Source organism: Paraburkholderia dipogonis, from assembly GCF_042680985.1.
Taxonomy (GTDB): domain Bacteria; phylum Pseudomonadota; class Gammaproteobacteria; order Burkholderiales; family Burkholderiaceae; genus Paraburkholderia; species Paraburkholderia phytofirmans.
On record NZ_JBHUFR010000006.1, the window covers coordinates 91715 to 104718 of the forward strand.

Below are 13004 nucleotides of genomic sequence, written 5' to 3' on the forward strand. Positions count from 1 at the left end.
GCCGACCACCGACGCGCCGTTCGTCGACCGTGCGGCCTCGTTCGCGCAGCAGCGCTTCTGGGTGCTCGCACACACGCAGGATGCCGGCGCGGCCTATCACGTCGCCGTGCAATGGGACGTGCAGGGCGCGCTACAGATCGGCATGCTGCAACGCGCGCTCGATTGTCTGATCGCGCGTCATCAGGCATGGCGAACCACGCTGGTCGAGTCCGACGACGGCATCGTCATCCAGCGCATTCATGCACGCTTGCCGGTGCCGGTCGCGCAATTCGATCTGCGCGCTTGCGATGCGGCCGAGCGCACGTCACGACTGGTGGAGTTGACCGAGCAGCAAGTCGGCGCGGCTTTCGATCTGTCTAAAGGTCCGCTCGTGCGCGCCGCGCTCGTCACGCTCACGGACAACACGCAGCGCTTTCTGTTGACCACGCACCACTCGATCAGCGACGGCTGGAGTTCGCGCTGCGCCTTCGACGAACTGCGCGCCGCTTACGCCGCCTTCGCGGTAGAAAGCGAGCCGCAATTGCCCCCGCTGACCATCCAGTATGCCGACTACGCGCAATGGCAACGCGACTGGCTCGCAGCCGGCGAAGCCGACAGGCAACTGGCCTACTGGCGCGACGCGCTGCGCGATGCACCCGAAGCGCTAGCCTTGCCGCTCGACCGCCCACGTTCGCCGGAACACGACTATCGCGGCGGCCGTGTCGCGCTGCGTTTGCCTGTAGCGCTTTCCGAGGCCGTGCGCGAAACGGCGCGACGCGTGCAGGCATCGCCGTTCACCGTACTGCTCGCCGCCTTCGACGCCTGGCTTTACCGATTGACCGGCACGACCGACATAGTCGTGGCCGCGCCGATCGCGCATCGGCAACGCGCGGAGACCGCGCCGTTGGTGGGTCTCTTCCTCAACACGCTTGCGCTGCGAGCGCGTGTCGCGCCGGACCAATCGTTCGCCGCGTTGCTCGACGGCGTGCGCCGTTCCGCATTCGACGCGTTCGCGCATCAGGATGTGCCGTTCGATCAGGTGCTCGACGCCGTCAAGCCGCCGGCGCGGCGCGGCGATGCGTGGCTCAAGGTGAAGTTCGCGCAGCAGTTCGATCTGGAGCTGTCGGCTGAATTGCCGGGCGCTTCGGTGCGCATGTCGCCGGGTCTGGATCTTGCCGCCCGCTTCGACTATGCACTCGATTTCACCGACGATCCGCGCGGCATCGAACTAGTTGTCGCTTATGCGCTCGACGGTATCGATGACGCGACCGCTCACGCGTGGCTGCACAGCTATGCCGCGCTCGTTGCCGATGCCGTGCGCGATCCGCAGCGCGCGATTGCCGAACTGGATTGCGCGGATAGCGCCGACTATCGCGCCGCGCGGCGTGGCCGAGAATTCCAGCCAGTAGCTGACAACGTGCTCGCGCTGTTCGCGCGGCATGCACGTGAGACGCCAGGTCGCGTGGCGCTCGCGGATGCCGAGACGCAACTCACGTACGCCGAAGTCGATGCGGCGTCCGACCGAATCGCATTTGCTTTGCGCCGACGTGGGGTCGGCACGGAGCATCCGGTGGCCGTCTGTATCGAGCGGTCGGTGCGCTTTGCCGTTGCGCTGATCGGCGTGATGAAGTCCGGTGCGTACGTCGTGCCGCTCGATCCTGCCGCGCCGCATGAGCGTCTGACTGCTTCCGTCGAAGCGTGTGGCGCGCGATGGATTTTGACGGCGAATCAAACGCCGGCTATGGCTGCGGTAGGTGAGGCAAGCACGCTCGATTTTGATGCGCTCACGCAAGCTTCATCGCCGACGAGTGTGGACGAGGCAACCGCAACCGAAGCCGAACGCACAACCGCATCACCTACGCCACCTTTGGCGAGCCAGGCCGCCTACCTGATCTTCACCTCCGGCTCGACCGGCACACCGAAAGGCGTTGTCATCTCGCACGGCGCACTGGCCGACTACGTCGAAGGCATGCTCGACGAACTCGCATTCGCCGCCGATGTATCCATGGCAATGGTCTCCACCGTTGCCGCCGACCTCGGCCACACGACGCTATTCGGCGCGCTCTGTTCGGGCCGCGCGCTGCATCTATTGCCCGCGCAATGCGCATTCGATCCCGATCGATTCGCCCACGAAATACGCACGCGCAACGTCGGCATTCTCAAGATCGTGCCGAGCCACTTGCACGCACTGCTCGACGCGCAGCATCCGGCCGACGTGCTGCCCGCGCATGCGCTGGTGATGGGCGGCGAAACGTTGCCGTGGTCGCTGGTCGAGCGGATTGCGGCACTCAAGCCGGCGTGCCGCGTGATCAATCACTATGGCCCGACCGAAGCAACGGTAGGCGCGCTGACGTGCGACACATCCGCGCCCGCGCAAGCCGCGCTGCGGGCGCTGAGCGCGCTGAGCACGCGCAATGCACAAGCGGTGCCGCTTGGTCTGCCGCTGCCGAACGCATATGCTTGCGTGCTCGACAACCACGGCGCGAGCGTACCGCCGGGCGCGATCGGCGAGTTGTATCTCGGCAGCCCCGGTTTGGCGCGTGGTTATCTGAATCGCGCGGCGGCGACCGCTGAGCGCTTCGTGCCGAATCCGTTCGCGCCGGGCGAGCGTCTCTATCGAACGGGCGACCGTGTGAGATTGCGCGCCGATCGTCGGCTGGATTTTCTGGGCCGCCTCGACGATCAGGTCAAGATTCGCGGCTACCGCGTCGAACCCGGCGAAGTTAGCGCGGCACTGCGCGCGCTCGACGGTATCGCTCAGGCCGAAACGCTGGCCGTGGAGCACGAGGGGCGCTTGCGTCTGGCATCCTTCGTCGCCTTGACGAGTGGTGCCCGCTTCCACGAAGCCGCATTGCGCGCGACGTTGAGCGCGCGTTTGCCGGACTACATGGTGCCGGCCGTGTTGCAGCATGTTGCTGCGATGCCGGTGACCGCCAACGGCAAGGTGGATCGTGCGGCGTTGCGGGCTCTAGCCGCGGCGCCGGCACCATCGGTGGCCGCGGGCGACACGCCGCAAGGCGCAACGGAAGAAGCGCTCGCCGTGGTATGGAAAGACGTGCTCAAAGCCGAACGCGTGGGCCGCGATGACAACTTCTTCGAACTGGGCGGCGACTCGATTCTGGTGTTGCAGGTGATCGCCCGTTCACGCAAGCGCGGTGTGCGCTTTACACCGAAGCAACTGTTCGATGCGCCCACGCTCGCGCAACTCGCGCGTGTCGCAACGACGGTCGACGTCACCGCGCAGGCCGCATCGGGTGCATCGAAGTCACAGCCTGCACCCGCCAAAGCCGGGCATTCCGCCACGCTCACACCCGCACAACTGCGTTTCTTCGCACTGGATATTCCGCGGCGCGGTCACTGGAATCAATCTATCGAACTCGACACGCAAGCACCGTTCGACTTCGACGCTTTCGCGCGCGCATTCGAGACGTTGCTGACGCATCATGAGATTTTCCGCCAGCGTTTCACGCCTGTCGGTACGCAGGGCGAATGGCGTCTCGAACTGGCCGAGCGTGCATTCGAAACACTGCCGCTCGCCGCGAGTTCCGCACGCGACGAAGCCGACGCGCTAGCCCAATTCGACGCCTTGCAGAGCACGCTCGATCTGACGCACGGCCCGCTCGTCTGCGCGCTGGCCGCGCTGCTGCCGGACGGTACTACGAAACTCTACCTGGCGATCCACCACATCATCGTCGACGGCGTGACGTGGCGTGTGTTGCTCGACGACCTCGACGCCGTCTATCGCGCCGCTTGCGAGCGTCGCAGCGTGCGTCTCGCGTCGACGGGAACGAGTGCGCAGGAATGGGCGGCACGGCTCGCACGCGCGGCGCTCGACATCACGAACTCGCCGTTTGCCGGCGAACTGCCGTACTGGGCCGCGCTCGCCGCGCCTTACGACGATCTGCCGCTCGACCGCCCGCAAGCCAAGGCTACTAACGCCGACGCGCAATCCGTGATCCAGACCATCGGCGCCGATCTGACACGCGCCGCATTGACGGAAGCGAACGCCGCGTACCGCACGCAGATGATCGAACTGCTGGTCGCGGCGCTGGCGCAGTCGCTCGACATGCCTGTTTGCCGTATCGAACTCGAAGGCCACGGCCGCGAGGCTGTGTTCGACGATGTCGATGTGATCCGTACGCCTGGCTGGCTCACGAGTCATTACCCGGTGCAGTTCACGCTTGAGAGCACGTCGGCGGCCACGCTCGGCGCGGTCAAGGACACGCTGCGCGCAGTGCCGAACAAGGGTCTCGGTTTCGGCGTGCTGCGTCACTACGGCGACCCGGCGACGCGCGCCGCGCTCGCCGCCGTGCCGCGCCCGCATGTGACCTTCAACTATCTCGGCCAGTTCGACGCACCGCGCGAAGCGGCGCTCGTGCCGCGTTTCGGCGGCGCGGGCCGCGAACGCGATCCGGCGGGACCGATCGGCAACGCGCTGGCGATTCACGCGTATATCGACGGCGACGCCACGCGCACGCTCAAAATTCATTGGGTCTACGGAGCGACGCAGTTCGAGCGCGCTACCGTGGAAGCCATCGCGCAGCGCTTTGAAAGTGCGCTCGCGGCATTGACGGCGGCATGCGCGGCGCGTCTCGCGCAACGCGGCGGCGGCGCGACGCCTGGCGACTATCCGCTCGCGCGAGCGGGCGGCCTGACGCAGGCCGCGCTGGAGCGCGTGCCGGTCGACTTGCGCAGCGTCGACGATATCTATCCGCTTTCGCCGATGCAGCACGGCATTCTGTTCCACTCGCTGTTCGCGCCCGAGCAATCCACCTATGTGAATCAATTGGTCGCGACCTTGATCGAGCCGGACGTGGAGCGTCTGCGCACTGCGTTCGAAGCCGCCGTGCCGCGCCACGACGTTCTGCGCACCAGCTTCACGCCGGACGAAGCGACGCCGATGCAGATCGTGCATCGTCAGGCGCGTATGCCGGTCGACATTCTCGATTGGCGCGAACGTGGCGCGCACGCGAATGATGCATTCGAAGGCTGGCTCAGCGCCGATCGTGCGCGCGGTTTCGATCTAACGTCGCCGCCGTTGATGCGCGTCGCGCTGATCCGCATCACGGACGACGCCTGGCGTCTCGTCTGGACACGTCACCATTTGCTGCTCGACGGCTGGAGCACGGCGCGTTTCTTCGCCGACGTGCTGCGCGACTATATCGAGCCGCCGCGTCCGCAACCGTTCGCAGCGCCCGCGAAAACACGATATCGCGACTTCATCGCGTGGCTGGCCGCGCGCGAGCCCGACAGCGAACGCGCTTTCTGGCTGCAGCGTCTCGCGTTGCTCGACGAACCGACGCTGGTTGCCGAGCGCGACTCCGCGAGCGGCCGCGAATCGCGGCATCTCACGCGGCGCGAAACGATCGACGCAGCGACCACGGCGCGCCTCACCGAAACCGCGCGCCGTCTGAAGCTCACGGTCAACACGATGGTGCAGGGCGCGTGGGCGCTCGCACTGCAACGGATGACGCATCACACGGTGGTCGCGTTCGGCGCGACCGTCGCCGGCCGTCCAGATGCGTTGCCGGACGTCGATACCGTGCTGGGTCTTTTCATCAACACGCTGCCGGTCATCACGGCGCCGTTGCCGCAACGTCGTGCATCGGCATGGCTGCACGATTTGCAGCGCGACAACGCCGCAGCTGCGGAACACGCGCATACGCCGCTCTATGAAATCCAGCAATGGGCGGGACAGGGCGGCGGCGCGCTGTTCGATACGCTGGTCGTGTTCGAAAACTATCCCGTGGACGAAGCATGGCAAGGCCGCGACGAACGCGCGCTCAAGCTGCGTGAGTTGCGCAATATCGAAGCGACCGACTTCGCGCTCACGCTGGTGATCGAAGCGCGCACGACGCTCACGATCGACTACGGCTACGACGCCACGCAACTCGATGAAGCGCGTGTCGCCGCATTGCATCGCGCATTTGCTGCGTGCCTCGCGGGGTTGATCGCCAATGCGGACGCACCGCTCGGCGCAATTTCGATTTCCACCGCCGACGATCTGGCCGCGCTGGCGCGTTTCAACTCGACCGAGCAAGTGTGGCCAGGCACGCAGCAGCAGGCGCTGCATCGTCAGTTCGAACAGAAGGCACTGGCGTCGCCCGATGCGATTGCGCTTGAATTTGTCGACGCGCAAGGGCGCACGCAGCAGATGAGCTACGGCGAACTGGATGCGAACGCCGATCGCGTCGCCGCCTCGCTCATGCAAGCCGGCGTGTGCGCGGACACGGCAGTGGCGCTGTGCGTCGAGCGTTCGTTCGACATGGTCGTGGCGCTGATGGGCGTGCTCAAAGCGGGCGCCGCTTATCTGCCAATCGACCCGGATTATCCGGCGGACCGTATCGCCTATCTGCTCGACGACGCAAAACCCACAGTTGTGCTGACGCAGCCGCATCTGCTGGACCGTGTCATGGCAGCGGTCGACAGCACACGCGTGAAGATCCTCACCGTCGACGCACTACGCGGTGCCGACTTCACGCTCAGCGCTCCCGTGCCGGTCGCGCCCGATCAACTGGCCTACCTGATCTACACGTCCGGTTCGACAGGCAAGCCCAAAGGCGCGGGCAATACGCATCGCGCGCTGGCGAACCGCATTGCGTGGATGCAGGACGCGTATCGCCTCGACGCCGACGACGTCGTGTTGCACAAGACGCCGTTCGGTTTCGACGTGTCGGTATGGGAGTTCGTGTGGCCGCTCGCCATCGGCGCGAAGCTCGCGATCGCGGCGCCGGGCGACCATCGCGATCCGGCGCGACTGGTCGCGACCATCGAAACACATCGCGTCACAACGCTGCATTTCGTTCCGTCGATGCTCGCGGCCTTCGTCGCACATCTGGAAGACTTTCATGCGGCGGCGCGCTGCGAGAGCATCGAACGAATCGTCGCCAGCGGCGAAGCGCTCGCGCCGGAACTGGTGGCGCGCGTTGCCAGACTATTGCCGCGCGCGCGGCTCTGCAACCTCTACGGCCCGACGGAAGCCGCCATCGACGTTTCGCATTGGACGTGCGATGCGCGCGATGCCGACGCGGCGTCCGTGCCGATCGGTCACCCGATTGCAAACCTGCAATTGCACGTATTGGACGCGGCCTTGCAACCGCTGCCGCAAGGCGCGATCGGCGAACTGTATCTGGGCGGCGCGGGACTGGCGCGCGGCTACCTCGGCCGCGCCGCGTTGACGGCGGAACGCTTCGTTCCCGATCCGTTCTCGCCAGGTGCGCGGCTGTATCGAACCGGCGACCTTGCGCGTCGTCGCGCGGATGGTGCGCTCGACTATCTCGGCCGCATGGATACGCAAGTGAAATTGCGCGGCCAGCGGATCGAGCCCGGCGAAATCGAAGCGCTGCTGCGCGCGGCGCCGGGCGTGCACGATGCCGTGGTGATCGTGCGTGACGAGCAATTGGTCGGCTACGTGGCACGCGGCGCGGACGACGCACTCGATACGCAGGCGCTGCTCGACGATTTGCGTGCGCAACTGCCGTCATACATGGTGCCGTCGTACCTGATCGCGATGGATGCGCTGCCGGTCACGCCGAACGGCAAATGCGACCGTCACGCACTGCCGGCTCCCGTGCGTGGCGCCGCGTTAGAAGGCGCTATCTGCATGGCCGCCACCGAGACGGAGCGTGAACTTGCCGAGATCTGGAAGCGCGTGCTGCGCGTGGACACGATTGGCCGCGACGACGACTTCTTCGCGCTGGGCGGCCACTCGCTGCTCGCGACGCAAGCCAACGCGCAGGCGAATCTTCACTGGACGCTGATCCTGCCGCTACGCACCCTGTTCGACGAACGAACCTTGCAGCGCTGCGCCGCCGCGATCGACCGCGCGCTCGCCGAGCGCGACGCGCACGGCGCAGGCGATACCGCGAGCGCGATCGACGCGCTGCTCGACGAATTCGAACTGCAATAAGCCAACACGTCGACCCGTACTGAGACCACTTAGCATGACCACTGCCAAACCGGATCTGCTGTCCCTCGCGTCACGCTTCGCGCTGTTGCCGGATGCGCAGCGCAAGGCCTTTCTCACGAAGCTCGACGCCGCCGGCATCGACTTTCGCGTGCTGCCGATTCCGCCGCGCGCCGAGCGTACCGTGAGCGTGCCGGCTTCGTTCGCGCAAACGCGTCTGTGGCTGCATGCGCGGATGATCGACGAGCCGGCCGCGTATCACATCACCGAACGGCTGCGTCTGGACGGCGCGCTCGACGCGAACGCGCTGCGTCTTTCGTGTGACGCGCTGATCGCGCGCCACGAAGCGCTGCGTACGACTTTCGCCGAAAGCGGCGATGGCGTATTGCAGACGGTGCATGCGCCGTCGCGCTGCCCGTGGCACGCGAGCGACGTGAGCGCGTGGCCCGCCGATCAGCGCGAGGCGCGTGCCGCCGACATCGCGCGGGCCGACGAAGCGAAGTCCTTCGATCTATCGCTCGGTCCGCTGATGCGCGCGCATCTGATCCGTATCGATACGAACACGCACTGGCTCGCGTTGACGACGCATCACATCGTCTCTGACGGCTGGTCCGCGGACGTGATACTGGCGGAACTGGCGTCGTTCTATCGTGCGTATGCAAAGAGCGAAGCTGTTTCGCTCGCGCCGTTGCCGATCCAGTACGCCGACTTCGCGCTGTGGCAGCGCCGTTGGCTCGACGCGGGCGAACGCGAACGTCAGTTGTCGTTCTGGCGCGAACGGCTGGATGCGAACCGCGACGTGCTGATGTTGCCGGGCGCTGCACCGCGTCCGGCGCAGCGTAGCGCGCGTGGCGCACGGCATCGCTTCGCCCTCGATGCCGTGCTCGTGCAGCAAGTGAAGACGTTAGCCAATGCGCAGCGCGCGACACCGTTCGCCGTATTGCTGGCGGCATTGAGTGCGTTGCTCGCTCGTTCTTCGGGTGAAACTCAGATTCAGATCGGCGTGCCCGCGGCCAATCGCGAGCGCGGCGAAGTGGCCGGTCTCGTCGGCTTCTTCGTCAACACGCTCACGCTTGCCACGCCGGTTCCCGCGGCGCAGCCATTCGCCGCGTTGGTCGGCGCGACGCAGCAAACGCTAATTGATGCCCAGTCGCATCAGGACGTGCCGTTCGAACAGGTGGTCGAAGCGCTCGGCGTGGTGCGCAGCGCGAGTCATCATCCGCTGTTTCAGGTGATGGCCGCTTATGGCGCGCGGCGCCGTTTGCCGTCGCTTGCAGAAGTGCGTATGACGGAGCTGCCTTCAGGTGCGCCGTTCGCCAAGTTCGATTTGACGCTGAGTTTCGAGGAACGGGACGACGATTCGATCGATGCGTACTTTATTTACGCACTCGATCTGTTCGATGCCGATGCGATAGAGCGCCTCGCCGCCCGATTCATCGAGTTGCTGTCGAATGCGACGGCGGCGCCCGCGACCGCGGTGGGAGATTTGCAATGGCTGCCGGAAGCGGAACGCGCACAACTCGACGCATGGAATAGCACGGCATTCCCTGCTGAAGCAGCATTCCGACCGGTGCATCAGCGTGTGGCCGACCACGCGAGCGCGCGCCCGGATGCTCGCGGCGTCGCGGATATGAACCGCTCGCTCACGCGCGGCGAAGTGGATGCGCGAGCCGTGCGTCTCGCCCAACGCCTCGTCGCGGCGGGCGTGAGTGCGGAGATGCGGGTCGGCGTCGCGCTGAGCCGCTCGGTGGATCTGCTGGTCGGTCTGATCGCGGCGTTGAAGTCGGGCGGCGCGTTCGTCCCGCTCGACCCGAGCCATCCGCGTGAGCGTCTCGCGCAAATTCTCGACGATGCGCACATTACGCACGTGATCACGGAACGCGGGAGTCTCGCTGCGTTGTCGGCGTCGGACCGTTTGCGGCTGTGGCTGATCGACGAGGAACCGCAGGCTGACGAGCCCTCGGCAGCGCATGTCGAGTTGCCGCGTGTGTCGCCGCATCAGGCGGCGTATGTGATTTATACGTCCGGTTCGACGGGCAAACCGAAGGGCGTGGTGGTCGATCACGGGTCGTTTGCGCTGCATTGCGCGGCGATTGCCGAGCGCTACGGTGCGGGCGAACGTGACGTGTTCCTGCTGTTCCAGTCGGTGAATTTCGACGGCGCGCATGAAGGCTGGTTTTCACAGTACATGTCCGGCGCAGCCGTGGCGATTACGGCGGACACGCTATGGCCGCCCGCGCAAACCTGCCGGATGATGGTGCGCGAAGGCGTGACCATGACCTACGTGCCGCCCGGTTGCGCGACCCAACTCGCCGAATGGGCGCTCGCGCACGGTGCGCCGCCGAGTTTGCGTTCGCTGACGGTGGGCGGTGAAGCCACCTCGCGCGAAGCGTTCGCGCTGATGCGCAGGGCGTTTCCGAACGCGCGCATCGTCAACGGTTACGGGCCGACCGAAACCGTCATTACGCCGATGCTGTGGATGTTCTATCCGACCGACGATACCGCGAAGCTCGCGGACAGCGCCTATTTGCCGATCGGCACGCTGGTTGGCGCACGTTCGGCGCACGTGCTCGATGCGCGCTTGAATCCGCTGCCGGTCGGCGTGATCGGCGAGTTGTATCTGGGCGGCGAGGGCGTGGGTGTCGCGCGCGGCTATCTCGACCGGCCGGCGCTCACGGCCGAGCGCTTTGTGCCTGATCCGTTCGGTGCGCCGGGTGCACGGCTCTATCGTACGGGCGACCTCGTGAAGCGGCGCGCGGACGGCGTGTTCGATTTTATCGGCCGCGTCGATCATCAGGTGAAGCTGCGCGGCTTGCGGATCGAACTCGGTGAGATCGAAGCGCAACTCGCCGCGCACGACGACGTGCGCGAAGCCGTGGCGATCGTGCATGGCAAGGGTGCGCAAGCGGCGCTGGTGGCGTATGTCGAATTGAGCGCCGAAGCGCGTGAACGCAGCACACGCGCGGATGCGGCCGAGCTCGACGCGCATCTGCGTCATACGCTGCCGGACTACATGGTGCCCGCTCATATCGTCGTGCTCGACGCGTTGCCGCGCAATGCCAACAGCAAGGTGGACCGCGCGGCACTGCCGGAACCGCAGCGGGTCGCACGGGCCTATCAGGCGCCCGCAGCCGGGCTCGAATCCGCGCTTGCGCAGATTTTCCGCGAAGTGCTGGGCGTGGAGCGCGTCGGGCGCGCCGATCATTTCTTCGAACTCGGCGGGCATTCGCTCGCGGCGGTTCGCGTGGCGACGCGCGTGGCCGAGCGGCTCGCTCGCGATGTGCCGGTGCGCACGCTCTTCGAAGCGCCGACGCTCGCGCAATACGCGCAACGGGTGCTGGCGTCGGCACACAGCGAAGCGCTGGCCGATGCGGGCAATGAGGCATCGAGTGGCGTTTCGACTTCACAGCCGATAGCGGATGCGAACGGCGTTCTTCCGCTTTCTTCCGCGCAATTGAGCTTGTGGTTCCTGTGGCGCTCGCAACCGGACAGCGCGGCGTACAACATTCCGGTCGCGCTGCGTTTGCGTGGCGCGCTCGATGTCGATGCGTTGCGCGAAGCGTTTGCTCAAGCCGCCGCGCGACATCCGGCGCTGCGTGTGCGGCTCGTTGAACGCGCTGGACAGTTGCCGGGTCAACGCGTGGCCGAACCGGCGCCGTTCGATCTGCCCGTTGTCGATCTGTCGGGCGATCCTTTGGCCACCGCCCGCGAAAGCGCCGCTGTTGTGCTGAGCGACGAAGACGCGCTCACCCCATTCCATCTGCTCGACAACTCGCCGCTCTGGCGTGCGCGCTTACTGCGTCTTGCCGAGCGCGATCATGTGTTGTCGCTGGTCGTGCATCACATCGTGTCGGACGGTCAGTCGATCGATCTATGGCTCGACGACGTGCGCACCACGTATGTCGCAATCGTGCGCGGCGCGTCGCCGAGAGCTGCAGTATTGGGAACGGCTGCTCATCAGGAGCTGGTCTTGCCGGTCGCCGCGCCGCGAGCGCGCCTGTCGTTCTGGCGCGATGCATTGACGGATGCGCCGTCGCACGTGCTGCCGTCGCCGTCGTCGGGCCGTGCTGCGTCGCCGAGTTGGAGCTGCGGCCGTCTCGCGTTTGAATTCAGCCCGGCGCTCGTGCGCCGCGCCCGCTCGATGGCGCTCGAAGTTCACGCCACCTTGCCCATGCTGCTGCATGCCGCGTTGAACGTGGCCTTCTATCGCGCGACGGGCGCCACCGATCAACCGGTCGGCGTGCTCGCCTCGACGCGCGAACTAACCGGCGAGGCGGCGCGCCGCGCGCTTGGACTCTTCATCAATGCGGTTGTCGTGCGCACGCGGCTCGCGAAAACCGACACGCCCGCGACGCTGCTCGCCGAAGTCCGCGACGCGGCGCTCGCCGCTTATGCGCACGCTGACACGCCGTTCGCCGATGTCGTCGCGGCATTGCGCGCGCCTCGCGCCGAAGCCGGCAATCCTTTGTTCTCGGTGATGTTCAACTACCTGCGCCCAGCGGGAACCGCGGAACGCGACTGGGCCGGCCTCACGCTCGACGATTTCAACGACGTGCGGCACCGCGTGGTGTTCGAACTGGAACTGGATGTAGTCGAGCATGCCGACGGACGCGTGACCGGCGCCTTCTCATATGCGAACGAACTGGTGGACAGCCGCTTCGTCGAGGTATTGACCGCCGACTATCTGGACGTGGTGCAACAGTTCGTCGATGCGCCGCATGAGCAACTGGGTGCTTCGGCCGCGCGCTTTGCATTGGAGTCCGCGAGTGTTGTGGCGGACACGCAGGCGAGCGCGTCATCTCACAACGAAGCATCGCAGCGAGCCGAGGTTCTTGAACGCGTCTGGAGCGATCTCTTTGAAGGCAACACGCCCGCGCATCACGACGACCTGTTCGAAGCGGGCGCGAGTTCGTTCGACGTGGTCCGCTTCGTCGATGCCGCGCGAGCCGCCGGCCATGCGCTGGAAATCGCCGACGTGTTCGTCGCGCCGACCTTCGCCCAGCTTGGGGCACGGCTGGTTGCGCGGGGATCGAGTGTCGTCGAGTTACGGGACGGCGCATGAGGCCAGTAAAAACGCCGGCAAAGAAGAAAGCCGGCAAAAACGCAGTCAATAAAACCG

1 protein-coding gene and 1 pseudogene are annotated in these 13004 nt (G+C 66.1%); both read left to right on the forward strand.

Features of this window, described 5'->3' with window-relative positions:
• Positions 1–28 precede the first annotated feature (28 nt).
• Positions 29–7888 (forward strand): annotated as a pseudogene (locus ACFSNN_RS05120) (amino acid adenylation domain-containing protein); the annotation flags it as partial.
• Between the two features lie 34 nt (positions 7889–7922).
• A complete protein-coding gene (locus tag ACFSNN_RS05125) occupies positions 7923–12947 on the forward strand; it encodes a non-ribosomal peptide synthetase (protein ID WP_134460454.1) in 5025 nt (1674 codons plus the stop codon).
• Positions 12948–13004 lie beyond the last annotated feature (57 nt).

Coding starts and splice junctions, on each gene's coding strand:
- ACFSNN_RS05125 (WP_134460454.1), top strand. CDS start 7,923: ATGACCACTGCCAAACCGGATCTGCTGTCCCTCGCGTCACGCTTCGCG.